Here is a 25653-nt window from a genome sequence, read left to right as displayed (position 1 = left end):
TTTTCATAGCTCCCTGGCCAGGCGCAGCCCGGCGAATTGCCAGCGCATGGCTGGTTGGAAAAAGTTGCGGTAGGTGGCGCGAATATGGGCTTCAGGGGTGGCGCAGCAACCCCCACGCAGGACCATCTGGCCGGACATGAACTTGCCGTTGTACTCCCCCAGGCTGCCCTCCAACGGATGGAAGCCGGGGTAGGGGCGGTAGGCACTGGCGGTCCATTCCCAGACATCGCCGAACAGTTGCGCCGGGCCTTCATGCGGCGTGTTCGCCGCAACTGGCTGCAGATGATCGCTCTCGAGAAAATTGCCACGCAGTGGCCGGTCCATCGCCGCGACTTCCCACTCGGCTTCGGTGGGCAACCGGGCACCGGCCCAGCGCGCATAGGCATCGGCCTCGTAGAAGCTGACGTGGCAGACCGGTGCCTCCAGGTCCAAGGGCCGCAGGCCACCCAGCGTCATCTCGTGCCAGGTGTCGTCCCGGCGCAGCCAGTACAAGGGCGCGTACCAGCCACGCTGTTGGATCTGCGCCCAGCCATCGGACAGCCAGAGCTCGCTCCGTGCGTAACCGCCATCGGTGATGAACGACAGGTACTCCTGGTTGCTGACCGGACGATCGGCCAGCTGGAAATCTTCGAGGAACTGCCGATGCCGCGGCATCTCGCAATCGAAGGCGAAGCCGCCATCGGCGTGGCCGATGTTACGCACGCCGCCGGCGAAGTCATGCCAGCGGAGCCGGTCGTTGTGCAGCGCCGGTGCCGGCTTGAGGTCGCTGCGATAGACGGGGTACAGGGGGTTCTGCGCCAGGATGTGTTTGATGTCCATCAGCAGCAATTCCTGATGCTGCTGTTCGTGCTGCAGGCCCAGTTCCACCCGGCGCAGGATTTCTGCGGCGTGCCGCTGTGGAGGATTGGCCAGCAGCTCGTCCATGGCAAGGTCGACGTGGTGGCGGAAGCGATAGACGTCATCCACACCGGGCCGCGAAATCAGCCCGCGCTGGGCCCGGGGGAAGGGCGTGCTGTGGGTTTCGTAGTACGAATTGAAGAGATGGTCATAGGCTGCGTCGAGCGGCTTGTAGCGGGCAAGATAGGGCTTGAGCAGGAAGGCCTCGAAGAACCAGCTGACATGCGCCAGATGCCATTTCGGCGGACTGACGTCGGGCATGCTCTGAACGACGTAATCTTCGACCTGCAACGGTGCACAGATCGCCTCGCTGGTGGCGCGCACTTGTCGGTAGCGCTGCAGCAGATAGTCCAGCTCAGCGAGCGCCGGTTGCTGCTTTGGCTGTTCGGCCAGGTTGCCCATGGGTTCCCCCCTTGTTCGATACCGAATGTACAACGCCTGGAACGGCCGGAAGGTTCCTCTATAGCGACCCGAAGCGAGGCGCAAAAGTTTCTGCCGGTATTGCTGCCAGAGCCTTGCATGGGTTCACTGCGCTTTTGAGAAAAGCAGTACACATGCAATTGCGAAAGGCGCTGGTGGTTATTCGCTGGAAAATCCGCTGAACGAACAGGCGAGACGCACGGGTCAAGCCCGTTGGGCCTCTACGTTCCGTTGGCTTAGCGGTTCTCCGTCGGCGGGGTAGGACGGATGAGCATCTCGTTGACGTCCACATGCGGTGGCTGCGAGAGCGCGTAAACCACTGCTCGGCCGATGTCCTCCGGCTGCAGGGCGTAAGCGGGCGGCTTGTCGAACAGTGGGGTATCAACCATGCCCGGCTCGATCAGCGTGACCCGTACGCCCGTACCGCGCAGCTCCTCGCGGACGCTGAGGCCCATGGCGGTCACCGCCCACTTGCTGGCGCAGTACATCGAACCGGGAATGACGAAGCGGCCAGCGGCCGAACCAGTCAATAGCAAATGGCCGCGGCTGGCCTTGAGTGCTTCGATGCTGCAGCGCAAGGTCAGGCCGACCCCGTACACATTGGTCAACAGCATTTCACGCCAGACCTCAGGGTCGGCACCGCTGAAGCCACCTTCGCTGCCTGGCATACCGGCATTGGCGTAGACCGCATCGAGCTGGCCGAAATGATCCAGCACCTGCTGCACCATGGCCTGCTGTTCGGCATATTCCTTGACGTCACAGCGGATCGCCAAGGCGCGCTCCGGGCCGCCGAGATCGCTCACCAGCTGCTCGAGTTTATGCTCGGAGCGCGCTGCCAAGGCCACGCGGTATCCGGCCTCGGCGGCGAGTCGGGCGGTGGCGGCGCCGATGCCGGAGGAGGCGCCGGTAATTAGAAGAACGGTATCGGTCATATCGTCCTCGCTCGGTTCAAGGAGCAGGTCGGTTGCTGATCAATAGTTTGGCGGGGTTTCTGGAATGCCAGTGCCATCGGTGATGGACGGCATGGTCCAGGGCTCGAGGCGTTGATCCTTGTCCTCGACATCCAGCCGCGCCTGCTCGATGACGCTGCCCAGATGCTGCGGGTTGCTGTATTCGTCCCGCGACACGCTGGGCACGCGCAGCATCTCAGTGCCGCTGCCTGACATGACGGTAAAGCCGAAACTGTCTTCGTCCGGGTTGGCGCTGGTCACGCAGCCGCACGGTAGAAAGGCTTCGGTGACGAGTTGCATCGCGTCGTCGAGCGTAAGGGGTTGGTAGGTCATGGCGTTCTCCATCGTCAGGCTGTCTGAAGTGGACCGCCGCGACGGGCTGCCGTTTCCTGACAGGCGACGGGTTGCGATTGTTTACCCTTGTAGCCGAGCCGCGGCGGCAGCATATTCGGGGTATGAAACCGACCCCCGTTCACGATGCGCTGGCTGCGTTCCACCCTGCGGTAGCCGGTTGGTTCAGCCGCAGCTTCCCAGCGCCGACTCCGGCCCAGACGCGTGCGTGGCCGCTGATCCGTTCCGGTCAATCGACGCTGGTGGCCGCGCCTACCGGCTCCGGTAAAACGTTGACGGCCTTTCTCGCCGCGCTTGATCAGTTGGTCCAGCAAGGTTTGGCCGAGGGCGGCCTGCCCGACGAAACAGCAGTGCTCTACGTTTCGCCGCTCAAAGCGCTGTCTAACGATATCCACTTGAATCTGGAACAGCCGCTGGCAGGGATTTCCGCTGAGTTGCAACACCTCGGGCTGCCGCCGCTGGAGATTCGTACCGCGGTGCGCACGGGCGATACGCCGCAGGCCGAGCGCGCGGCGATGCGCAAACGGGTACCGCACATCCTGGTAACCACTCCGGAATCGCTCTATGTGCTGTTGGGCTCCGAATCCGGTCGGCAGATGCTGGCGGGCGTCCGTAGCGTCATCGTCGACGAGATTCATGCGATCGCTGGAAACAAGCGCGGCAGCCATCTGGCGTTGTCGCTGGAACGCCTCGAAGCCCTTTGCGGACGACCGCTGGTGCGCGTCGGCTTGTCGGCAACGCAGAAGCCGATCGAGGCGGTGGCGGATTATCTGGTTGGCGTTGGCCGCCGCTGCGAAGTCGTCGACATCGGACATGGGCGTGCGCGCGACCTGGCGCTCGAAGTGCCGCCGGTACCGCTGGAAGCGGTGATGAGCAATGACGTATGGGAATTGGTCTACGATCGTCTGGCGGCCTTGGCGGTTGAGCACCGAACCACCCTGGTGTTCGTCAATACGCGTCGGATGACCGAGCGGGCTGCTCGGCATCTCAGCGAGCGCCTCGGCAACGCGGTGGTTGCGGCGCACCATGGCAGCCTGGCCCGCGAGCAGCGATTGGACGCCGAACAACGGCTGAAGCGTGGCGAACTGAGAGTGCTGGTGGCCACTGCCTCGCTGGAGCTGGGCATCGACATCGGCGATGTGGAGCTGGTCTGCCAACTCGGCTCGCCGCGCTCCATTTCCGCCTTTCTTCAACGCGTCGGTCGTGCTGGGCATCAGGTCGGCGGTGTCTCCAAAGGGCGGCTGTTTCCCAATTCGCGCGACGATCTGATCGAATGCACCGCCTTGCTCGACAGTGTGCGTCGCGGCGAGCTGGATACGCTGGTGATTCCTGCCGCGCCGCTGGATGTACTGGCGCAGCAGATCATCGCCGAGGTGTCGTGCCGCGAGTGGCAGGAGGATGCGCTACTGGCGCTGGTTCGACGGGCCATGCCGTACGCGACGCTCAGCGAAGAGAACTATCAGGCGCTGCTGGCAATGCTGGCCGAGGGTTACACCACTCGCCACGGAGCGCGTGGCGCCTATCTGCACCGCGACGTGGTCAACCGCAGCCTGCGAGGTCGCCGTGGTGGCCGCCTGACCGCGCTGACTTCCGGTGGGACCATTGCCGACAATGCCGACTACAGCGTGCTGCTCGAACCGCAGGGCTTCAACATTGGCACCGTGAACGAAGACTTCGCCGTGGAAAGTCTGGCCGGTGACGTGTTTCAGTTGGGCAATACCGCTTATCGCATCATCAGGATCGAGGCGGGGCGGGTGCGGGTCGAGGATGCGCAGGGGCAGCCGCCGAACATCCCGTTCTGGCTGGGCGAAGCGCCCGGGCGCAGCGATGAGCTTTCGGCAGCGGTTGCGAGGCTGCGCGGGGAGATCGATGAACGTCTCGCGGAAATGGATTTCTGCAGGAGCGCGCTTGCTCGCGACTCTGAGACAGCAGCGGTGTCGACATTCGCGAGCAAGCTCGCTCCTGCAAAGGCAGCCGGCGAGGCTTCGCAGACCACGTCAAGGCTCCAGCCTGCCATCGACTGGCTCATGGACACACTGGGTCTGCCCGACGCCGCAGCCCGCCAGATCGTCGAATATCTGGCGCGCACGCGCTCCGCGCTGGGCGCGCTGCCGACGCAGCAGCGGCTGATCATGGAGCGCTTCTTCGACGAATCCGGCGGCACCCAGCTGGTCATTCATTCGCCGTACGGCAGCCGCATCAACCGCGCCTGGGGTCTGGCGCTGCGCAAGCGCTTCTGTCGCACCTTCAACTTCGAATTGCAGGCTGCCGCGACGGAGGATGCGATCATCTTTTCGCTATCCACCAGTCACAGCTTTCCGCTGGAGGAGGTCTGGCGGTACCTGCATTCCAACAGTGCCGAGGGCGTGCTGATCCAGGCGCTGCTCGATGCACCGCTGTTCGGCGTGCGCTGGCGCTGGAACGCCACTACGGCGCTGGCATTGCCGCGTATGGCTGGCGGACGCAAGGTGGCGCCACAGCTGCAAAGGATGAAGAGTGAGGATTTGCTCGCCACGGTCTTCCCCGATCAGGTCGCCTGCCTGGAAAACATTGTCGGCGAGCGCGAGATTCCCGAGCATCCGCTGGTGGCGCAGACGCTGGATGACTGTTTGCACGACGCCATGGACAGTGAGGGCTGGCTGGCGCTGTTACGGCGCATCGAGGGCGGCGAGATCGAACTGTCGGCCCGTGACCTGCCGATGCCATCGCCACTGGCAATGGAAGTGCTTGGCGCACGCCCTTACGCCTTCCTTGATGATGCGCCTCTGGAAGAGCGACGCACCCAGGCGGTGCTCAATCGGCGCTGGAGCGATCCGGAATCCAGCGACGACCTCGGTGCCCTGGACGCCGCAGCAATCGAAGCGGTACGCGAGGAGGCCTGGCCGCAAGCGCGCAATCCGGACGAATTGCACGAGGCGCTGATGGGGCTGGTTTGCCTGGCCGAAGCCGAGGTGCAGGCCGACCCGCAGTGGTCCGAGTGGCTGAGCGAATTGGCCCGTGGCGGTCGCGCGACACGGATGCAGGTCGCGCAGGAGCGCGCGCTCTGGTTACCCATCGAACGCCTGGCTCTGTTGCAGGCGATCTACCCCAGCGCCTGTTGTGAGCCGACCCTGACGCCGTTGCCAGGCTTCGATCTGCCGTCGAGCGAAGACGACGCGTTGCTTGAGTTGATCCGCGCGCGATTGACAGGCTTCGGCCCGTTGCGGATCCCGCTGATCGCTCGGCCGCTGGCCTTGCCTGCGTCGGCCGTCGCGCTGGCGTTGACTCGACTGGAGTCCGAAGGCTACGTGCTACGCGGTCGCTTCACGCCAGGGACGAGCGAAGAAGAATGGTGCGAACGACATTTGCTGGCGCGCATTCACCGTTACACGGTCAAGCGCCTGCGCCGTGAAATCGAGCCGGTGGAGCGCGCCGACTTCATGCGATTCCTGTTCGACTGGCAGCATCTTTCCGACGCGACGCGGATGCAGGGGCGTGACGCGCTCGGCCCGGTAGTTGAGCAGCTTGAAGGCTTCCAGGCCGCCGCCGGCGCTTGGGAGAACGATCTATTGCCGGCGCGACTGAAAGATTACGGCGGGCCCTGGCTGGACGAACTCTGCCGCTCCGGGCGCATCGTCTGGACCCGCCTGGCCGGACGTATCAAGGCCAGCAGCGGTCCTGTGCGCGGTACACCGATCGTCTTGCTGCCGCGCCGGCATCTGTCCGCCTGGTATGCGCTGGCCAGCGACGCACCGCAGCCCGAGCTGTCGTCACGCGCGCAGCGGGTATTCGAGACGTTGCAGGCGCAGGGCGCACTGTTCTTCGACGAGCTGCAACACGAAGCGCATCTGCTGCGCAGCGAGTTGGAGGATGCGCTTGGCGAGCTGGTCGCCGTGGGGCTGGTCAATGCCGACAGCTTCGCGGGCCTGCGCGCGTTGTTGGCGCCGGCGGCCAAGCGATCACGCAGCAGTCGTCAAAGCCGTGGCGGTGCCTTTATCGGTGGCATGGCCGATGCCGGACGTTGGGCGTTGGTACGCAAGGCCACCGCGACAACAGCCGATCCAGCTCCTGCACGCCGGCCACCGCTCGATCCCGAAGCCCTGGAACACATCGCCATGGTGCTGTTGCGCCGTTATGGCGTGGTGTTCTGGCGGCTGCTGGATCGCGAAGCGGACTGGCTGCCGCCATGGCGCGACCTGCTGCGCGTCTACCACCGGCTCGAGGCGCGGGGCGAGATTCGGGGCGGTCGCTTCGTTGCCGGGCTGCCGGGCGAACAGTTTGCATTGCCGGAGGCTGTCGGCCTGCTACGAGAGATCCGCAAGCGGCCGTTGTCGGGGGAAATGATCGCGGTCTCGGCGGTCGATCCGCTGAACCAGGTCGGGACGCTGCTACCGGGTGAGCGCGTGCCGGCAGTGGCGGGTAATCGCATCCTCTATCGCGACGGGGTGCCGCTGGGTTTGTTGATCGCCGGCAAACCGGAGCTGCTGGTAGAACTCGACGAAGACGATCAGCGCAAGGCGCGGCAGCTGCTTGCAGTGGCGCGTCGCTAGTTACCGTCAGAAACGAAAAGGCCGGCTGCGATCGCTCGCAGCCGGCCTTTCTTATCCGCCAGGCATGAATCAGCCGGCAACCAGCACGCGAATCGCCTCCAGGCGCAGCGCCGCTTTTTCCAGCATCGCCAGGCCTTCTTCGCGCTGCTTGCGCAGGGCTTCGATCTCGCTGTCACGCACGCTCGGGTTGACGGCCTGCAACGCGGTCAGGCGCGCCAACTCTTCGTCGAGACTGGCCTTGAGCTTGCGCTGCGCTTCGGCGACACGCTCGCTATGACGCGGGGCGATCTTGGCTTCGGCATCGGAAATCTGCACCGCCAACACATCGCGCTGGGCCTGAATGAACTTGTTGGCGCTGGCCCGCGGGACGCTTTCCAGCTGATCGGTCAGCGTCTCGAACGCGACTTTGGCTGCCAGGTCGTTGCCGTTCGAGTCCAGCAGGCAGCGCAACGCCAGCGGCGGCAGGAAGCGATTGAGCTGCAGGGCACGCGGCGCCACCACTTCACTGACGAACAAGAGTTCCAGCAGGACGGTGCCGGGCTTGAGCGCCTTGTTCTTGATCAGCGCCACCGCGGTATTGCCCATGGAGCCGGACAGCACCAGGTCCATGCCGCCCTGCACCATGGGGTGTTCCCAGGTGAGGAACTGCATGTCTTCGCGCGCCAACGCCTGCTCGCGGTCGTAGGTGATGGTCACAGCTTCGTCGTCGCCGAGCGGGAAGCTGGCGTCGAGCATCTTTTCGCTGGGACGCAGGATCAGGGCGTTTTCGGAGTGGTCTTCACTGTCGATGCCGAAGGCGTCGAACAGCTCTTCCATATAGATCGGCAGGGCGAACTGGTCGTCCTGCTCTTCGATGGCTTCGACCAGCGCCTTGCCTTGTTCGCCGCCGCCCGAATTGAGCTCCAGCAGACGGTCGCGGCCGGCGTGCAATTCTGCTTCCAGCCGCTCGCGCTCGGCGCGGGCTTCGTCGATGAGCGCCTGGAACTCGTCATCGTCCCCTTCTTCCAGCTGGTTTAGCAGGCGCGGGCCGAACTGATGCTGCAGCGCGTTGCCGGTGGGGCAGGTGTTGAGGAAGGCGTTCAGTGCCTCGTGATACCACTTGAACAGGCGTTCCTGCGGGCTGGTTTCCAGATAGGGCACGTGCAGCTGGATGACGTGGGCCTGACCGATCCGGTCGAGACGGCCGATGCGCTGTTCCAGCAGGTCGGGGTGGGCCGGCAGATCGAACAGCACCAGGTGATGGGCGAACTGGAAGTTGCGGCCTTCGCTGCCGATCTCGGAGCAGATCAGCACTTGCGCGCCGAACTCCTCATCGGCGAAATAGGCAGCGGCGCGGTCGCGCTCCAAGATGCTCATGCCCTCATGGAACACGGTCGCGGGGATGCCGGAGCGCACGCGCAGGGCGTCTTCGAGATCCAGCGCGGTCTCGGCGTGTGCGCAGATGACCAGCACCTTGAATTTCTTCAGCATCTTCAGGGTGTCGATCAGCCATTCGACACGCGGGTCGAACGTCCACCAGCGGTTCTGCGCATCGGGTACTTCCTGCTGGGTCTGGAAGCTGACTTCCGGATACAGCTCCGCGTGCTCACCCAGTGGCAGTTCCAAATATTCGGCTGGGCAGGGCAGTGGGTACGGATGCAGCTGACGCTCGGGGAAGCCGCGTACCGCGGCGCGGGTGTTGCGGAACAGCAGGCGGCCGGTGCCGTGGCGGTCGAGCAATTCGCGGATCAATCGGCTGCTGGCTTCGATGTCGCCATCGGTGGCCGCAGCGAGCAGCGCTTCGCCTTCGGCGCCGAGGAAATTGTGGATGGTCTGGTGCGCTTCCTGCGACAAACGACCCTCGTCGAGCAGCTCCTGGACCGCCTGGGCGACCGGCTGGTAGCTGGCGCTTTCGGCCCGGAAGGCTTCGAGGTCGTGGAAACGGTTGGGGTCGAGCAGGCGCAGGCGGGCGAAGTGGCTTTCCTGACCGAGCTGTTCGGGTGTTGCGGTGAGCAGCAGGACGCCAGGAATGACTTCGGCCAACTGCTCGACCAGCTTGTATTCGGCGCTGGCGTCTTCCGGATGCCAGACCAGGTGATGCGCCTCGTCCACCACCAGCAGATCCCAGCCGGCCGCGAAGGCGGCGTCCTGGGCACGTTCGTCGTCCTTCAGCCATTCCAGCGAGACCAGAGCCAGCTGAGTGTCTTCGAAGGGGTTGCTGGCATCGCTCTCGATGAAACGCTCGTCGTCGAACAGCGCGACCTGCAGGTTGAAGCGGCGGCGCATTTCCACCAGCCACTGATGCTGCAGGTTCTCCGGAACCAGGATCAGCACGCGGTTGGCGCGCCCCGACAGCAGCTGGCGATGGATTACCAGGCCGGCTTCGATGGTTTTGCCCAGGCCCACTTCGTCCGCCAGCAGCACGCGCGGGGCGATGCGGTCGGCAACTTCGCGGGCGATGTGCAACTGGTGCGCGATGGGTTGCGCGCGCACGCCACCCAGGCCCCACAGCGAAGAGGTCAGCTGTTTGCTCTGGTTTTCCAGCGTGTGGTAGCGCAGTTTGAACCAGTTCAGCGGATCGATCTGGCCGGCGAACAGGCGGTCGCTGGCGAGGCGGAACTGGATGAAATTCGACAGCTGGGTTTCAGGCAGCGTGCGGGCTTCGTTCTGCGCGGTGAGGCCGTGATAGACCAGCAGGCCGTCGACGTCGTCGACTTCGCGCACGGTCATCTTCCAGCCTTCGAAATGGGTGATTTCATCACCGGGAACGAAGCGCACGCGGGTCAGTGGGGCGCTGCGTGCGGCGTACTGGCGGGTTTCGCCTGTCGCCGGGTAGAGCACGGTGAGCATCCGTCCATCCTGCATGAGGATGGTTCCCAGACCGAGTTCCGCTTCGCTGTCGCTGATCCAGCGTTGCCCCGGTAGATACTGCTGCGCCATGCTGCCTCCCGCCTGTGAAAAAAGCGCGCTATGGTAACGGAACCCTGCCAATAGAGCGACGACAGATGCCGATTCGATAGGCAGTGTAGCGTTGCTGTTAAAGTCGACTGCAATTCAGCCGATCAACTGGTGCAGGCCCGCATAAAGTCACCGATTGCGCTCGGGGCTGCTCAAGGGAGAGCACAGATGCTGCCAATCATTCCACCGGGCACCGTCCAGGTTACCGCCCAACAGGATGTGGTCAAACCGCGGCCGGAAGTGGCCCCGGTGGCCCCTGTGCAACCTAGCGCCAATGAAAGTTCGGTGGGGCTCGATCGGCGACACCCGCAAGAAGCCGAACAGATGTTGCACGACGAGCAGCGCAGGCGGCAGCGTCGGCGTGGTTACAGTCCTCAGGAACTGGCCGAAGGCGAGACTGCCGAAGAGGATCAGGACGCGCTCGAGGAGCTGCCACGTCAAGGCCTGTGGGTGGATGTAGAGATATGACGAGCCACCCGCAGATTAAATCGGCGACACGATGAACGAGCTGCCGCAGGCCGATCTGCGCTACCTGCCGCGATGGATCAGTGCAGACACCGCTGACCATTGGCTGGAACAGCTGCTGGTACAAACGCCCTGGTCGCAACCCGAGCTCAGGCTTTATGGTCGTCGCTTCGCCATGCCGCGGCTGGTCGCCTGGTATGGCGACGCCGGTGCACGCCTGCGGTACTCCGGTCTGCTCCACGAGCCGTTGCCCTGGACGCCGTTGCTGACCGAGATTCGCCAGCAGGTGCAGCGAGAGGTTGGCCGAGGCTTGAATGGCGTGCTGATTAATCTTTATCGCGACGGCCAGGACGCAATGGGCTGGCACAGCGACGACGAGCCGGAGTTGGGGCCGGAACCGCTGGTGGTCTCGCTCAGCCTGGGCGCAATGCGGCGCTTCGATTTTCGTCGCAAGGGCGCCAGCCGTATCGAGCACTCGATCGCTCTCGAGCATGGATCGCTGCTGGTCATGGGCGGCTCGACGCAGCATTATTGGCAACATCAGATTGCCAGAACGCGCAAGGTAACCGAACCGCGCCTTAACCTGACATTCCGCCAGATCACTTGCGAGCCAGCCTTATGAGTAATGATGTAAAGCTGATCGACTTCAGCGCCGAGCGAGAAAAGCGTATCCACGACATCAAAGAAAAGCGCCTTGTCGAGATGCGAGAGGCGTTCGAGCAGGCATTGCCGCTAGCCAAGCCGAAGAAGAAGCCCAAGACCAAGCCGAAGAAGCGCTGACAAGGGCTTTACTGTCATCTGCTCAAGCGCTACCGCGACGGTTTGATGTTGTCGCGTCCTCCCCAGCCCCCTCCGAACCCCCGTTTTTTGATCCAGATCAGCTTCTGCGGCGCCTTTTTCCAATGGCTTGGCGCCTATTGACGTCGGTCAACTTTTTTTGGGCGGGAGAGGGCGACTATGCAGCCATCAGACAGCACAACGGCTTGGGAGGCAGAAATCATGTTCGTCGATAATGTGGTGCTCGCAGGGGTAGTCACGGTCGGCCTGATGGTCGTCTTCCTCGGCGGTTTCGGATATTTCATCTGGAAGGATGCGCAAAAGAAGCGTTGATCCCGCTGGTGTTACAGAGCACGCAAGGCATTTAGGGCGACTTAGGTCGCCCCTTTTTCTGCCCGCACTTTCGCCGCCAGCCCAATGAGCGCTGCGGTTTTCCTTCGTCTCTCTGGCTCAGCCCGGCGCTATAGCGTGGTGCCGAATTCAGCGCGTGTTGCGCCAACATAGACCTGCGGTTTGCACTGTTGCGCCAAGGTGCAGACCGAGCGCTGACAGCTCAGCGGCCCGCCCTCATCTTCGATCGCTGCGCCTGGTCCGTAGATCGCGGGAATTGCTTCCAAGCCAACCACAGCAACGGCTGCGATCGCTACCGACAGTCAAAACCTCGAAGCGGCCCGAGGCATCCCATTATGGTGCGAAGTCGGGCCGCAAGCCCTATTCCAGAGCGTATCGGGCCGTACAAGTCCACATGAAAAGGTCATAGCAATCTAAATTTCGATGCTGGATGGTGGCTCTCTGCCAGTAATCATGGGCGCCAGGACCCGGTCGGTAAACATGTTGGCCGGTCGGTCAGAAAAAGACGAAAACTTCGATCCATCGGGCAGGAATGTTGCAACGCATCCTCACGCGCGCGGCCCCGCCGCGTGATGGAGCGCCGGCCTCCCCGCAGTCGTCGGCATGCAAAGGAGTCGTCATGTCGTTTTTCACACCTGTTCTGTCGCTGATGTCGCGAGCGCGATACGCCCAAAAATTCGTCATTATTCTCGCCGTGTTCATGCTGCCGTACTGTTGGTTGTCCAGTGACAAGCTGTCCGGGCTGTACCGCTCAATCAGCGCGCTCGAACAGGAGCAGCTCGGGCTCGAGGCGCTCGAGCGCTACCTGGCTGTACACCAGGCTGCCTTGCGCGTCGCCGCGCTGCAGGTTGTACGTCAGGCGCGCGACAAGCCCGACGTCGTCGAAACTATTGACGAGCAGAGCAAGCGCTACGCGGCTGAGGCCTCCGAATTCAATCGCTGGCTGGACGGCCACGGATTTGCCGAACAGGCGGCGCATCCTACCGCCCAGGCCGAGGAAAAGAAGTTCGAGCGCGGAACCGCCGTCGATACGTTGTTCATGCATCACGGAACGCCGGTGCTCGGGCATGTCGAGGCGATGAAAGCCATCGCGGCCCGTGCGCACCTGGTTCAGGATCAGGACCCGCTGGTGTTCGGCGAAATGGATCGTCTGTTCAACCGCGTCCTCCCGCTCTACCAGAAGCTGGCCCAAGCCGGCGCTTATAGTGCCTATCTGAAGGCCTACGGCTACCTCGAATCGGCAACCAGGCCGTCGGTAGTCAACCTTGGCAGCGAAATCGCAGCGATGGCTTCCTCCGAATCCGGTGCGGGGTCGGTTGCCGAACAGATTGCCGCGGCGTCGGACACGCTGTCGAAGACCTATGCCGAGGTTACCGAACCTTATACGGGGTCGCGGTTCTTTGGCAGCGACAGCGTGCAGCTGTGGGCGGAGGATTTCGACCGCTACGACGAGGCCGCCGGCCAGCTCGACAGTGCCTCAGTCAGCCTGTTTTCAACGGTCCATCAGCAGATCGCCGAGCAACTGGCGAGCGGGCGGGCCAGTCTTAAAGCCTGGGCGGCCGCGCTGTTGGCGGTGGTGCTGGTCACCCTTTACCTGTTTGCTGGCTTTTACCTGTCGGTGCGTGGCGCAATTAAGGTGATTGGCGACGGCACGCGGCGGTTTTCCGAGGGCGATCTCCGGCATGATCTGAAGAGTCGGTCGCGCGACGAGCTTGGCGACCTGACCCAAGATTTCAATAGGATGCAGAGCCGCATCCGCGAGCTGATCAGCGAGGTCGCGCACTTTTCGGCCTCGACCACAGACAAGGCCGAGCGTCTCAACGACAGCGCGGCCGACAGCCAGCAGGCGATCGTTCGGCAGACCGCCGAGCTTGAGTTGATGGCCAGCGCCATCAGCGAGTTGGTCAGCAGCGTGCAGGAGGTCAGCAACAATTCGCTGACCACGGCGGAGAAAGCCAACCGGGCCGGGGAGCAGTGCCGTGACGGGCAGGTTCAGGTCGAGCGCGCCGTGGTTCAGATCAATCGGCTGTTTGGCGAAATGGACCAGTCCCTCGGGGCGATCACCGCGGTGGAACAGGAGAGCGGCGAGATCGCCAAGGCCGTGGATGTGATCAAAAGCATCGCGGAGCAGACCAACTTGCTGGCACTAAACGCAGCCATCGAGGCGGCGCGGGCTGGCGACCAAGGCCGCGGGTTTGCGGTGGTCGCCGACGAGGTACGCAGCCTGGCGCAGCGCTCGCATGCTTTGACCGGCGAAATCTACGCCACCATTGGCCGCTTGCAACAGCAGGTCGGCGACGCCGTGCGGATCATCCAGGCCAGCCACCACAATGCGTCCGAAACGGTGGGAGAGGTGACCCGCACGGCGGTGATATTCGAAGGCATTACCGAAAGCATGGGGCAGATCATCGACCACAACACTCAGATTGCCTCGGCGGCCGAGCAACAGGCGGTGGTGGTGGAGAACGTCGAGCGCAACACGTTAGCGATAAAGAGTCTGGGCGAGGCCAATGCGCTTGAAGCCAGCCAGACCGTGGAGGTAAGTGCGGAGGTGGCGTCCATGACCCGCGATCTGCACGGACTGATTAGCCATTTCAAGATGGCAGGGTGAATGCAAGTCTGGCAGTTTTTTTGGGCCTAAATTGCTTCCAGTCCTAGTGCGTAGCGGGGCGCACCTTACCGAGTCTTGGCGCCGGGATGCATGATTCTCCAGTGCTGCAGCAGTACAACGGCTGTCATGGCGCTGGCTACGGATGAACGAAACGCCCAGGCGACGCAGGGCTGATGCAGGACGCGAGTCACTGCATCGCTTCTACTCTCAGCCGATGCTGACCGGTGGCAGGGCTTTGATCTCGACGGTTTGCGCTTTGCGCGGTGCAAGGATTTCGGCCTCGCCATCGACGACCATTTCCTCGCGCTGGTTGAATACCTGGGTGGCGATGCGGACACGAAACTTCGGTAGTTTCTCGAGAATCTCCAGGCGCACGGTCAAGGTGTCGCCGAGCTTGACCGGCAGGGCGAAGCGCATCGTCTGTCCGAGATAGATGGTGCCCGGTCCTGGCAACTCGCACGCCACTGCGGCGCTGATCAGCGCACCACTGAACATGCCGTGGGCGATACGCTCGCGGAAGATCGTCGAGGCGGCGTAGTCCGCGTCCAGGTGGACCGGGTTATGGTCGCCGGACATGGCGGCGAACAGCTGAATGTCGCGCTCTTCCACGGTCTTGCTGTAGGTCGCCTTCTGGCCGACTTCCAGATCGGCGTAGGGTGTATTGCTCAGCGTACTCATGCGTAAACCTCTGAATGCGGTAACAAACGGAAAACCCCGTCGCGGCAGGTACTGCCGTACGTCATGACGGGCACGCCGTGGAGGGCGTTTGGGTGGTTGCATTCTAGAGCTCTGCGATGGGGTTGTCCCGCTCCAGGCTGTTTGCTGCCGTGGGCCGAGATTCACATCGCTGATTTACGCAGTCGAACTATTGCGTCGCAATGCGGAGCTGTTAAGTTCGCCACAGCCCGCCGTGAGTGGGCCAGACACTCTCAGGTAACGAGGCCAATAACAAATGCAACCTGACTTCTGGAATGATAAACGTCCCGCCGGTGTGCCCAACGACGTGGATATGGGGGGCTTCCGCTCGGTAGTGGAAGTATTCGAGCGCTCTTGCAAGACCCATGCGAACCGTTCCGCGTTCAGCAATATGGACGTAACGCTTACCTACGCCGACCTGGAGCGCTATTCGGGAGCGTTCGCTGCTTGGCTGCAGAACCATACGGACCTGCAACCGGGCGACCGCATCGCCGTGCAAATGCCCAACCTGCTGCAATATCCGATAGCCGTCTTTGGCGCCTTGCGGGCAGGACTGATCGTCGTCAATACCAATCCGCTGTACACCGCCCGCGAGATGCGTCACCAGTTCAAAGATTCCGGCGCCCGGGCGCTCGTTTATCTCAATACCTTTGGCAAGTTGGTGCAGGAGGTGTTGCCAGACACCAACATCGAGGTGTTGATCGAAGCGCGCATCGGCGACATGCTGCCTTCGTTCAAGGGCCTGCTGGTCAATGCCGTGGTCAAGCATGTGAAAAAGATGGTGCCAGCTTACAACCTGCCGCAGGCGGTTTCGTTCAAACATGTGCTGGCAGAGGGGGGGCGCCACAGCCTCAAACCAGTTCCACTGACGCTCGACGCCATCGCCGTGTTGCAATACACCGGCGGAACGACCGGTGTTGCCAAGGGCGCCATGCTCAGCCACGGGAATCTGGTCGCCAACATGCAGCAGGCCCGCGCCAACATGCAGCAGCTCGATGAGCATGGGCAGACTCTGATCAAGGAGGGTCAGGAGATCATGATCGCTCCGCTGCCGCTGTATCACATCTACGCCTTCACCGTTAACTGCATGTGCATGATGGTGACCGGTAACCACAACGTGCTGATCACCAATCCCCGCGACATTGGCGGCTTCGTCAAGGAATTGCAGAAGTGGCGTTTCACCGCCTTTCTCGGGCTGAACACCTTGTTCGTTGCGCTCATGTCGCACCCGGAATTCAAGAAGATCAACTTCTCCTCGCTCAAGGGCACTAACTCAGGCGGCACAGCATTGGTATCCGCCGTGGCCGAGCGCTGGAAGGACATGACAGGCGTCACCGTAACCGAAGGTTATGGGCTGACTGAGACCTCGCCGGTTGTGTGTGCCAATCCACACGGGGACAAGTCGCGTCTCGGCACGGTCGGCCTGCCAGTACCGGGTACCGCATTGAAGGTCATCGGCGACGAGGGTGACGAATTGCCACTGGGCGAGCGGGGCGAACTTTGTGTCAAGGGGCCTCAAGTCATGAAGGGCTATTGGCAGCGCCCTGAAGCGACTGCCGAAGTGCTCGATGCAGAGGGCTGGCTGAAGACCGGCGACATCGCGGTGATCGATCCGGACGGCTTCGTGCGCATCGTCGATCGCAAGAAGGACCTGATCATCGTTTCCGGCTTCAACGTCTATCCCAACGAGATCGAAGACGTGGTCATGGCCCATCCGAAAGTGGCCGCCTGCGCCACGATCGGCGTGCCGGACGAGAAGTCGGGGGAGGCGGTGAAGCTGTTCGTGGTCCGCAGCGATGCCAGCCTGACCCTCGAAGAGCTACAAGCCTATTGCCGAGAGAATTTCACTGGCTACAAAGTGCCGCGGCACTTCGTATTCCGCGACTCCTTGCCAATGACGCCGGTTGGCAAGATCCTGCGCAGGGAGCTACGCGATCAGGCTTGAGTATTTGCGGACGGAACGTGGCGCTGGAAGCTTGCGTCGAGTGACTGAATAAGTAGTCTCAGTCACTTTGTGTTTGTTCATACCCATCAGGGCCACTGTTCGGGCTGTGGCAAAACTGCTAACCTCGCCCCGCCTTTTGCGCGGAACTGCCGTACAAAAGTTAACAAAACACAACAAAACAGCTGCTATATGCAGTAAAGCTGTCGCTTAGGAGTGGGGTTCATGACCGATAACTTCTGGAAGGATAAATATCCTGTCGGGGTCGAAAGCGAGATCAATCCCGATGAATACCGGAACATCCAGGCTGTGCTCAAACAGTCCTGCGAGCTTTTCGCGGACAAGCCGGCCTTCAGCAATCTCGGCAGGACCCTGACTTACGGCGAGCTGTACACGCTGTCCGGCGAATTCGCCGCCTATCTCCAGCAGCACACCGATCTGCAGCCGGGCGACCGCATCGCGGTTCAGCTGCCCAACCTGATTCAATATCCCGTCGTGGTCTTCGGAGCCATGCGCGCCGGCCTGATCGTGGTCAACACCAACCCGCTATACACCGCGCGGGAGATGGAACATCAGTTCAACGACTCCGGCGTCAAGGCCCTGGTGTGCCTGGCCAACATGGCCCACCTGGCCGAAGACGTTTTGCCGAAGACCGGGATTCGCCATGTGGTCGTTACCGAGGTCGGCGACATGCTACCGACCATCAAGCGACTGCTGGTCAATGCGGTGGTCAAGCACGTCAAGAAGATGGTGCCTGCTTACCACCTGCCCAAGGCGGTCAAATTCAACGAAGCCATGGCCCTTGGGCGTGGCAAGGTGCCGAGCGAAGCCAACCCGAGCGGTGACGATATCGCCGTTCTGCAGTACACCGGTGGCACCACCGGAGTTGCCAAAGGCGCCATGCTGACCCACCGCAATCTGGTCGCGAACATGCTGCAGTGTCGTGGGTTGATGGGGACGGAACTCGGCAATGGCTGCGAGACCATGGTCGCTCCTCTGCCGCTGTATCACATCTACGCATTCACCTTTCACTGCATGACGATGATGCTAATCGGCGCGCATAACGTACTGATCACCAACCCGCGCGATCTTCCGGCTTTCGTAAAGGATTTGAGCAAGTATCGGTTCAGCGGCTTCGTCGGTCTCAACACGTTGTTCGTGGCGCTGTGCAACAACGAGGGTTTCCGCAAGCTGGACTTTTCCGCGCTCAAGGCGACCTTCTCCGGCGGCATGGCCTTGCAGCTGGCGGCGGCTGAGCGCTGGCAGCAGGTGACTGGCTGTTCCATCTGCGAAGGCTTCGGCATGACCGAAACCAGTCCGGTGGTGTCGGTCAATCCGTTCGGCGGCATTCAGATCGGCACCATCGGTATCCCGATGCCCTCGACGCAGTGCAAGGTCATCGATGAGGATGGCAACGAGCTGACCATAGGCGCTACCGGCGAGCTGTGCGTGAAAGGCCCGCAGGTGATGAAGGGCTACTGGCAGCGCCAGGAGGCCACGGCCGAAGTGCTCGACGAGCAGGGTTGGCTGAAGACAGGGGACATCGGAATCATCCAGGACGACGGTTACATGCGGATCGTCGACCGCAAGAAGGACATGATTCTGGTATCCGGTTTCAACGTGTATCCCAACGAACTCGAAGACGTGCTCGCCACGCTGCCGGGTGTGCTGCAGTGTGCCGCGATTGGAGTGCCAGATGATAAGTCCGGCGAGGCAATCAAGCTCTTCGTAGTGGTCAGGCCGGGCGAGAGCCTGACCAAGGAGCAAGTCATGCAGCACATGCATGACAACGTCACGGGTTACAAACGCCCTAAAGCCGTCGAGTTCCGTGACAGTCTGCCTACCACTAACGTCGGCAAGATCCTGCGACGCGAACTGCGTGACGAAGAGCTGAGAAAGCTCGGCAAGAAGTAACCAGCGCGATTCAGGACCCCACCTTAAACGGGGCTGGTTCCGATATGAGCCCCGCCGATAGGCGGGGTTTCTTTTTTCAGGCAACCCATTTTTGCAGAAGCGATGTCCTGCGGGTATCGGCTGCTGAAATCTCGGCGAAAGCAACGTAACACCCGGATGCCAAACCGGTCCGGCAAGTAACCTGCTGCGGCTGGTGAGCGCTGCTCATCCAGACCGAGGTATTAGCGGAACGTCGCGCCCCGCCAAGTGCATGCGCCCATGTAGCCTTCAGCTGAAGTGATTGACTTCGCGTTCCAGGGCATCGGCCAGGCTTTTCAGTTGCTGCGCCGTATTGGCCAGTTCGGCACCGGCTTCGCGCCGGGACTGGTTGTCCTGCGCGACGGCGTGAAGGTTCTGACTGAGGACCGACGCGGTAGCGCTTTGCTCGCCAGCGGCTCGGGCGATTTCGGCGAATTGGTCCAGGGTCTGCGCCGTATGCGTCTGGATATCATCGAGCGTCGCGGCCACCGTGCCATTGAGCGCGAGGCCGTCTTTCATCAGGCGGTTGCCCTCATCGATCGACGCCATGGCGCGGGTGGTTTCTTCCTGAACGGAATGGATCACTCCGGTGATTTCCTGTGTGGCCTGGCTGGTGCGAGCCGCCAGGCTGCGCACCTCGTCGGCCACCACGGCGAAGCCGCGACCCTGTTCCCCGGCGCGTGCCGCTTCGATGGCGGCATTGAGCGCCAGCAGGTTGGTCTGTTCGGCGATGCCGCTGATAACGCCGACGATGCCGCCGATCTGCTGCGACCGTTCACCGAGCCCGTTGATCACTTGTCCGGTTGATGTGAGCGAGTCGGCGATCTTGCTCAGCGCATTGGCGGCCGAGCGCATGGACGCGGCGCCTTGTTGCGTCAGGGTGACGTTCTCAACCGTCAGTTGCTCGGTGCGTTGCATACCGCTGGCGATTTCGCCGGCCGTTGTGCTGAACTGCTGCACGGCGCTGACCATGGTGTCCAACTGAGTGGCCTGTTCGGCAGAGCGCTGCTCGGTGCCGGTCGCCAGCTTGTTCAACTGATCGGCGCGCTGGGTGACGTCGGTGGACGAGGTGCGCACCTTGGTAACGGTTCCGGAGAGCGACTCGGCCATCTGATTGAACGTGGTCGAGAGCGTGCCGATCTCATCCTGGCGTACCACGGGAACGCGAACCTTGAGGTTGCCCTGGCCGAAGGCGTGGGCCTGCTCTACCAGGCGCGCCAGCGGACGCAAGCGATGGCGCAGCAGAACGATGGTTGCGGCCACTGCCAGCAGCAGCGCTAGCAGGCTGCCGAGCGCGAGCTGGGAGCCGACGTTCCAGATCAACGCGTCGATTTCCTTTTTCGGCAGGGTGGCAGCGACTTGCATGCCTTCACCATCGACCGGTGCCGTCAGGCTGAGAAATTCTTCGCTGCCGTCAGACCATGCAAGTGCCTGGGTTGGGGCTGCTTTAGCCAGTTGCGCGTCGAGTTCGTCGACTGCAGCAGCGCCGGCCGGCTCCACCAGCCAACCGCTTGTATTGTCGCGGATGGCCAACGAACCGCCCTCGCCAATCCGGAACGCCGCCAGACTCTGGAGCTGGTTGTGCTGCTCATCGGTGTAATCGAAACCGACGTAAAGCACCGCAATCACCTGGCCGCGGGCATCTCGCACCGGGGTGTACTGGTTCATGTACTGCCGACCGAACAGCGTCGCACGGCCTACATAGGGTTGCCCATTGAGCAACAGGACGTAGCCGGGGTGCTTGCGGTCCAACAGCGTACCGATGGCACGGGTGCCGTCTTCTTTCTTGACTGAAGTCGTGACACGCACGAAGTCATCACCGGTGCGTGCGAATACTGTCGCGGCGCCGCCAGTCAGCGTGGTGAATTCATCGACTAGTGTGAAGTCGCCGTTCAGGCGTTCTCCGTTCAGGTACAGCGACGGCGTCGTCCCGTTGGTTGCCGGACTCAACGTCAGGCCCGAGGCGAACCGTCGCTCGAACAGCGTGGCCAGGCGCTGTGTGCTTGACCTCAAACTCTGGTGAAAGCTGGCGAGTTGCCCGGCGAGCAGCTGCGCTTCGCTGGCCAGATGCTGACGATGAGCATGCTCGGTCGATTGGCCGAGCGAGCGCAGGGCAAACAGGCTGCTACCGGCAATGACCAATGTCAAAACGAGCGACAGGGCCAGGCCCAACTGTCCGGCAATGCCGGAACGGTGCATAAACATTCTTGGGTACTCCTCGGCGCATGAACGTCACGCCGATCGTTATCGGTGGGGCTTGATGAATGCAGGCAAACAGCAGGCTCGTTTCGCGTATATCGGCTCGTTGCCGGCGGCCTTGAGTCGTAGCCGACGGACGTGGCTGTTAGACGGACCTGGGGAGCATTTGCGCATAACAAGCTTTCAATCGGCTGTCGATGTAATGCTTTTTTGCCATTACTGCGTCGTCGGACTATTCGTGACCGACCAACGGCAGCGCAAGCGTCGACACAGGCCGAACGCCCGAGCAGGCGAGCCGGCCTAGCGCTCGAGACGGGCCCGCTGAATCAGATAAGCGCTTACTCGCCGCGTCGATTCGTCGGCGCGGTCTGCCCCGTTCGTTGGTCGTCCCCATCCCGATGCGCCTACGGCCAGCGGGCCAAATCTGCGACAATTGCGGCATTCACGAAATCGCATACGGCTGTCCATGACCGACGCAACGCCCGCCTTTGAACAACTTCTGAAAAACCTCGACCAAGCGATGTACGCCGACCGGCACCGCTTGCGCCGTCAATTGCATGACTTGCGCAAGAAGGCCGGTGATTCGCCAATTGAGGATGAACGCCTCGCGCAATGGATCGAGCGCTTCCAGGCCTCGGCTGCCAAGGTCGAGGCGCGGCGAGCGAGCGTGCCCGTTATGCGCTACGACGACAGCCTGCCGATCGCTGCCAAGCGCGACGAGATCAAGGCCGCGCTGGAAAAGCATCAGGTGCTGGTGATCGCCGGGGAAACGGGTTCTGGCAAGACTACTCAATTGCCGAAGATCTGCCTGGAGATCGGACGTGGTGTTCACGGGCTGATCGGTCACACCCAGCCACGCCGACTCGCTGCGCGCAGCGTGGCGACGCGGGTGGCCGAGGAAATCGGTACGCCGCTAGGCGAGCTGGTGGGTTATCAGGTGCGCTTCGAAGATCAGAGCAAGGACAGCTCGCTGATCAAATTGATGACGGACGGCATTCTCCTGGCCGAGACCCAGCACGATCGCTTCCTGGAAAAATACGACACCATCATCGTCGACGAGGCGCACGAGCGCAGCCTCAACATCGATTTCTTGCTGGGCTATCTGAAGACGTTGCTACCGCGCCGCCCGGATCTGAAGGTCATCATCACCTCGGCAACCATCGATCTGGAACGCTTCTCCGAACACTTCGGCGGGGCCGGCCTCCCGGGGGCGCCCATTGTCGAGGTCTCCGGCCGTACCTACCCGGTTGAAACCTGGTATCGGCCGCTGTCGGCGGAGGTCGACGAGGACGGCAACCGCGTCGAGGACGATCTCACCGTCGACCAGGGCATTCTCGCCGCGCTGGATGAGATCGATGCTCATGAAAAGAGCATCGGCAAGCGCCCCGGTGATGTGTTGGTGTTCCTGCCCGGTGAGCGTGAAATCCGCGATGCTGCTGAGGTATTGCGCAGGGCCAATCTGCGTTTTACCGAGGTGCTGCCCCTTTATGCGCGGTTGACGCCGGCCGAGCAGCAGAAGATTTTCCGTCCCGCTGGGGGGCGCAAGATCGTGCTGGCAACCAACGTCGCGGAAACTTCGCTGACTGTGCCTGGCATCCGTTATGTGATCGACTCCGGCACCGCGCGGATCAGCCGATACAGCTACCGCGCCAAGGTCCAGCGACTGCCGATCGAAGCCGTGTCTCAGGCCAGCGCCAATCAGCGCAAGGGCCGTTGCGGGCGGGTCGAGCCAGGCATTTGCATTCGCCTCTACAGCGAGGAAGATTTCCTCTCTCGGCCTGAATTCACCGATCCGGAAATCCTGCGCACCAATCTGGCCGCCGTTATTTTGCAGATGCTGCACCTGCGGCTTGGCCAGATAGAGGATTTCCCATTCATAGAGCCGCCGGATGGCAAAGCCATCAGCGATGGCTTCAACCTGTTGCAAGAGCTTTCGGCGGTCAACCGCGAGAATCAGCTGACGCCGCTCGGGCGGCAACTGGCGCGTCTGCCGATCGATCCGCGCTTGGGTCGAATGTTGCTGGAGGCGGCGGGCATGGGCAGCCTGGCCGAGGTGTTGATCGTCGCCAGTGCGCTTTCGGTGCAAGACGTTCGCGAACGCCCCGCTGATCGCCAGCAGCAGGCCGACCAGGCTCACGCACAGTGGAAAGACCCGGATTCGGATTTCGCCGCGCTGATCAACCTCTGGCGCGGCTTCGAGGAACAGCGTCAGGCGCTCGGCTCCAATGCCTTGCGCACCTGGTGCCGGAAGAATTTCCTCAACTATCTGCGGCTGCGCGAATGGCGCGATGCGCACCGGCAGCTGACCCTGATCGTGCGTGAGCTGAACCTGGGCAAACGCAAGGAAGCGGATGGACCCGGTCAGCGAGCCGGCAAAAAGGTCGACTCCCGTAAGGTGGAAGACGGCGGCGGAGCCTCGGCCAGCGACCGGATCGCGCTCACCACCGATAAGAAGGTCAACGTCAAACTCGCCCAGCAAGCCGAAGCCAGCGAGGCCGCACAGCGCGCCAAGAGCTATGCCGCGGTGCACAAGGCGATCCTCTCCGGTTTGCTTAGCCAGGTTGGGCACAAGACCGAGGAGGGCGACTTTCTCGGCGCGCGTCAGCGGCGCTTCTGGGTGCATCCGTCAAGCGTCATCGGCCGAAAGAAGCCCAACTGGATCATGGCCGCCGAACTGGTGGAGACCACCAAGCTGTTCGCGCGCATGGTGGCGAAGATCGAGCCGGACTGGATCGAGCCGCTGGCCAGGCATCTGACCAAGACCAATCATTTCGAGCCGCATTGGGAGAAAAAGCGCGGCCAAGTGGTGGCCTTCGAACAGGTCACCCTGTACGGCATGATCATCGTTGCGCGACGGCCGGTGCATTTCGGCCCCGTCGATCCGCCAGCGGCGCGCGAGCTGTTCATCCGTGAGGGGCTGGTTCGGGGCGAGATGCACAGCCGGGCCAAGGCGCTCACCGTCAATCGCGAGCTGCTGGAATTGTTTGACGAGCTGGAAGCCAAGGCCCGTCGGCGCGACATCATTGCCGACGAAGACACCTTGTTCGCCTACTACGACGCGCGCTTGCCGCAGGATATCTACCAGACGGCCAGCTTCGAGAGTTGGTACAAGCGCGAGAGCGCGAAGAATCCCGAACTGCTGGTCATGCGTGACGAGGACGTGCTTGCCCGCGACGCCAGTGAAGTCACCAGCGCGCAATACCCGGACCAGTTGCGCATCGGCGAGCTGCAACTGCCGCTTGAATATCACTTCGAGCCCAACCATCCGCGTGATGGTGTGACCCTGCGCGTACCGGCACCGTTGTTGCCGCAACTGCGTAGCGAGCGACTCGACTGGTTGGTGCCCGGCCTCTTGGAAACCAAGGCCGTGGCGTTGGTGCGCAACTTGCCCAAGGCCATTCGCAAGAACTTCGTGCCGGTGCCGGATTTCGTCAAGGCTGCGCTTTCGAAAGTCAGCTTCGGTGAGGGTTCGTTGCCCGAAGCGCTGGGCCGCGAATTGTTGCGCATGACCGGGGTCCGCGTGCCGGAAGAGGCATGGAGCGAGGCGGCGAGCCAGCTCGACAGCCATCTGAAGATGAACATCGAAGTGGTCGACGGCCGCGGCAAATATCTGGGCGAAGGGCGCGACCTGGCCGAACTCACTGCGCGCTTCTCCGAGGCCAGCCAGGCCGCCTTGGCGCCACCGCAGCAAAAGGCGGAGCAGAAGCCAGTCGAAGCAAAGGCCTTCGCTCAGGTGGCGGAAAAGGCTCAGGCGAAGATGGCGGGGTTGTCGATGACCGTGTATCCCGCGCTGGTGGAAGAGAGCGGCGTGGTCAAGGAAGGCCGTTTCCCGACCCAGGCTGAAGCCGATTATCAGCACCGCCGCGCCTTGCAGCGGCTGTTGTTGCAGCAACTCAGCGAACCGGCGAAGTATCTGCGCAGCAAACTTCCTGGCCTCACCGACATGGCATTGCTCTACCGCGACATGGCCAAAGTGGATGCGCTGGTCGAGGACATCCTGCTGGCCAGCCTCGACAGCTGCATCCTCGAGGGTGAAGCCCAGCTACCACGCGATGGCGCTGCGCTGGCCGCGCTCGCGGAGCGTAAGCGTGGTGACTGGGCGCCACATGCCGAACGTCTCGCACGGCAGGTGCTGGAAATTCTCAAACTCTGGCATGGGCTGCAGAAGCGCTTCAAAGGCAAGATCGACCTGGCCCAAGCCGTGGCGCTGAACGACATCAAGTCGCAGGTCGGTAATCTTGTCTATCCCGGATTCGTCCGCGAGACACCTGCCGAATGGCTCAAGGAATATCCGCGCTATCTCAAGGCCATCGAGCAACGCTTGGAGAAGATCGGCGCGCAATTACAACGCGACCGCGTCTGGTCCGGTGAACTGGCCGGTTATTGGGAGCAGTACCAGGCGCGCCTGAAGAAGCATCAGCAGGAAGGCAAACGCGACCCGGAGCTGGCGATGTACCGCTGGATGTTGGAGGAATATCGCGTCTCGCTGTGGGCGCAGCAGCTAGGCACGAAGACAGCGGTGTCGGACAAGCGGCTGAACAAACAGTGGGGACAGGTCGAGCCCTGACAGGGCAGCCCAGTTTGCAACCGGCTGAC

Annotated in this window: 15 protein-coding genes; 9 read left to right on the top strand and 6 right to left on the bottom strand. The window is 62.3% G+C overall.

Translation table 11 applies throughout. The features are described 5' to 3' along the window. Positions 1–3 precede the first annotated feature (3 nt). The 3 genes from egtB to CH92_RS15570 form a co-directional block, all read right to left on the bottom strand. Positions 4–1299 (bottom strand): ergothioneine biosynthesis protein EgtB, encoded by a 1296-nt coding sequence (egtB, locus tag CH92_RS15580; protein ID WP_025242698.1) that lies wholly within the window; start codon positions 1297–1299, stop codon positions 4–6. A gap of 254 nt (positions 1300–1553) precedes the next feature. Further along, the gene (locus CH92_RS15575; protein ID WP_025242697.1) at positions 1554–2249 is read right to left on the bottom strand and encodes an SDR family oxidoreductase; all 696 of its coding nucleotides are present in this window, start codon (positions 2247–2249) and stop codon (positions 1554–1556) included. Between the two features lie 39 nt (positions 2250–2288). Beyond that, positions 2289–2600 (bottom strand): hypothetical protein, encoded by a 312-nt coding sequence (locus tag CH92_RS15570; protein WP_025242696.1) that lies wholly within the window; start codon positions 2598–2600, stop codon positions 2289–2291. A 122-nt stretch (positions 2601–2722) separates the two neighbouring features. On the opposite strand from CH92_RS15570, the gene CH92_RS15565 reads away from it, so the two are divergent. Further along, positions 2723–7147 (top strand): DEAD/DEAH box helicase, encoded by a 4425-nt coding sequence (locus CH92_RS15565; protein WP_025242695.1) that lies wholly within the window; start codon positions 2723–2725, stop codon positions 7145–7147. A 69-nt stretch (positions 7148–7216) separates the two neighbouring features. Here the strand turns inward: CH92_RS15565 and rapA are convergent, their stop codons facing one another. Next, positions 7217–10066: an RNA polymerase-associated protein RapA gene (gene rapA / locus CH92_RS15560; protein ID WP_025242694.1), complete on the bottom strand. Its 2850-nt coding sequence runs from the start codon at positions 10064–10066 to the stop codon at positions 7217–7219. Between the two features lie 186 nt (positions 10067–10252). On the opposite strand from rapA, the gene CH92_RS15555 reads away from it, so the two are divergent. The 5 genes from CH92_RS15555 (at position 10253) to CH92_RS15540 (ending at position 14288) form a co-directional block, all read left to right on the top strand. Next, positions 10253–10552, top strand: a complete 300-nt coding sequence (locus CH92_RS15555; protein ID WP_025242693.1) for a hypothetical protein — start codon at positions 10253–10255, stop codon at positions 10550–10552. 31 nt (positions 10553–10583) lie between these two features. Further along, positions 10584–11171, top strand: a complete 588-nt coding sequence (locus CH92_RS15550) for an alpha-ketoglutarate-dependent dioxygenase AlkB family protein (RefSeq protein ID WP_025242692.1) — start codon at positions 10584–10586, stop codon at positions 11169–11171. Beyond that, positions 11168–11329, top strand: a complete 162-nt coding sequence (locus tag CH92_RS22145) for a hypothetical protein (RefSeq protein WP_167332192.1) — start codon at positions 11168–11170, stop codon at positions 11327–11329. The genes CH92_RS15550 and CH92_RS22145 overlap by 4 nt, the downstream gene beginning before the upstream one ends. Positions 11330–11548: 219 nt before the next feature. Next, on the top strand, positions 11549–11659 hold the full coding sequence (gene ccoM / locus CH92_RS22445; RefSeq protein ID WP_025242691.1) for a cytochrome c oxidase subunit CcoM: 111 nt from the start codon (positions 11549–11551) through the stop codon (positions 11657–11659). A 637-nt stretch (positions 11660–12296) separates the two neighbouring features. Beyond that, positions 12297–14288, top strand: a complete 1992-nt coding sequence (locus CH92_RS15540) for a methyl-accepting chemotaxis protein (RefSeq protein ID WP_025242690.1) — start codon at positions 12297–12299, stop codon at positions 14286–14288. A 207-nt stretch (positions 14289–14495) separates the two neighbouring features. On the opposite strand, the gene CH92_RS15535 is transcribed toward CH92_RS15540, so the two are convergent. Then, positions 14496–14966, bottom strand: a complete 471-nt coding sequence (locus CH92_RS15535; RefSeq protein WP_025242689.1) for a MaoC family dehydratase — start codon at positions 14964–14966, stop codon at positions 14496–14498. A gap of 274 nt (positions 14967–15240) precedes the next feature. Between CH92_RS15535 and fadD2 the strand changes: the two genes are divergently transcribed. Both fadD2 and fadD1 read left to right on the top strand, forming a co-directional pair. Then, on the top strand, positions 15241–16929 hold the full coding sequence (gene fadD2 / locus CH92_RS15530; protein WP_025242688.1) for a long-chain-fatty-acid--CoA ligase FadD2: 1689 nt from the start codon (positions 15241–15243) through the stop codon (positions 16927–16929). Between the two features lie 222 nt (positions 16930–17151). Further along, a complete protein-coding gene (gene fadD1 / locus CH92_RS15525) occupies positions 17152–18840 on the top strand; it encodes a long-chain-fatty-acid--CoA ligase FadD1 (protein ID WP_025242687.1) in 1689 nt (562 codons plus the stop codon). A gap of 267 nt (positions 18841–19107) precedes the next feature. On the opposite strand, the gene CH92_RS15520 is transcribed toward fadD1, so the two are convergent. Beyond that, positions 19108–21063, bottom strand: coding sequence for a methyl-accepting chemotaxis protein (locus CH92_RS15520; protein WP_025242686.1), 1956 nt, complete (start codon positions 21061–21063; stop codon positions 19108–19110). A gap of 460 nt (positions 21064–21523) precedes the next feature. Between CH92_RS15520 and hrpA the strand changes: the two genes are divergently transcribed. Next, complete coding sequence (gene hrpA / locus CH92_RS15515) at positions 21524–25624, top strand: ATP-dependent RNA helicase HrpA (RefSeq protein ID WP_025242685.1); 4101 nt, start codon at positions 21524–21526, stop codon at positions 25622–25624. Positions 25625–25653 lie beyond the last annotated feature (29 nt).

Source organism: Stutzerimonas stutzeri, assembly GCF_000590475.1.
GTDB classification, from domain to species: domain Bacteria; phylum Pseudomonadota; class Gammaproteobacteria; order Pseudomonadales; family Pseudomonadaceae; genus Stutzerimonas; species Stutzerimonas stutzeri_D.
Note: the sequence above shows the minus strand (reverse complement) of the source record. Positions and strands in the feature narration are given on the sequence as shown.

What these genes read in the sequence shown, in the direction of transcription:
- egtB (WP_025242698.1), bottom strand. Translation starts at nt 1,299, where the DNA reads ATGGGCAACCTGGCCGAACAGCCAAAGCAGCAACCGGCGCTCGCTGAG.
- CH92_RS15575 (WP_025242697.1), bottom strand. Translation starts at nt 2,249, where the DNA reads ATGACCGATACCGTTCTTCTAATTACCGGCGCCTCCTCCGGCATCGGC.
- CH92_RS15570 (WP_025242696.1), bottom strand. Translation starts at nt 2,600, where the DNA reads ATGACCTACCAACCCCTTACGCTCGACGACGCGATGCAACTCGTCACC.
- CH92_RS15565 (WP_025242695.1), top strand. Translation starts at nt 2,723, where the DNA reads ATGAAACCGACCCCCGTTCACGATGCGCTGGCTGCGTTCCACCCTGCG.
- rapA (WP_025242694.1), bottom strand. Translation starts at nt 10,066, where the DNA reads ATGGCGCAGCAGTATCTACCGGGGCAACGCTGGATCAGCGACAGCGAA.
- CH92_RS15555 (WP_025242693.1), top strand. Translation starts at nt 10,253, where the DNA reads ATGCTGCCAATCATTCCACCGGGCACCGTCCAGGTTACCGCCCAACAG.
- CH92_RS15550 (WP_025242692.1), top strand. Translation starts at nt 10,584, where the DNA reads ATGAACGAGCTGCCGCAGGCCGATCTGCGCTACCTGCCGCGATGGATC.
- CH92_RS22145 (WP_167332192.1), top strand. Translation starts at nt 11,168, where the DNA reads ATGAGTAATGATGTAAAGCTGATCGACTTCAGCGCCGAGCGAGAAAAG.
- ccoM (WP_025242691.1), top strand. Translation starts at nt 11,549, where the DNA reads ATGTTCGTCGATAATGTGGTGCTCGCAGGGGTAGTCACGGTCGGCCTG.
- CH92_RS15540 (WP_025242690.1), top strand. Translation starts at nt 12,297, where the DNA reads ATGTCGTTTTTCACACCTGTTCTGTCGCTGATGTCGCGAGCGCGATAC.
- CH92_RS15535 (WP_025242689.1), bottom strand. Translation starts at nt 14,966, where the DNA reads ATGAGTACGCTGAGCAATACACCCTACGCCGATCTGGAAGTCGGCCAG.
- fadD2 (WP_025242688.1), top strand. Translation starts at nt 15,241, where the DNA reads ATGCAACCTGACTTCTGGAATGATAAACGTCCCGCCGGTGTGCCCAAC.
- fadD1 (WP_025242687.1), top strand. Translation starts at nt 17,152, where the DNA reads ATGACCGATAACTTCTGGAAGGATAAATATCCTGTCGGGGTCGAAAGC.
- CH92_RS15520 (WP_025242686.1), bottom strand. Translation starts at nt 21,063, where the DNA reads ATGTTTATGCACCGTTCCGGCATTGCCGGACAGTTGGGCCTGGCCCTG.
- hrpA (WP_025242685.1), top strand. Translation starts at nt 21,524, where the DNA reads ATGACCGACGCAACGCCCGCCTTTGAACAACTTCTGAAAAACCTCGAC.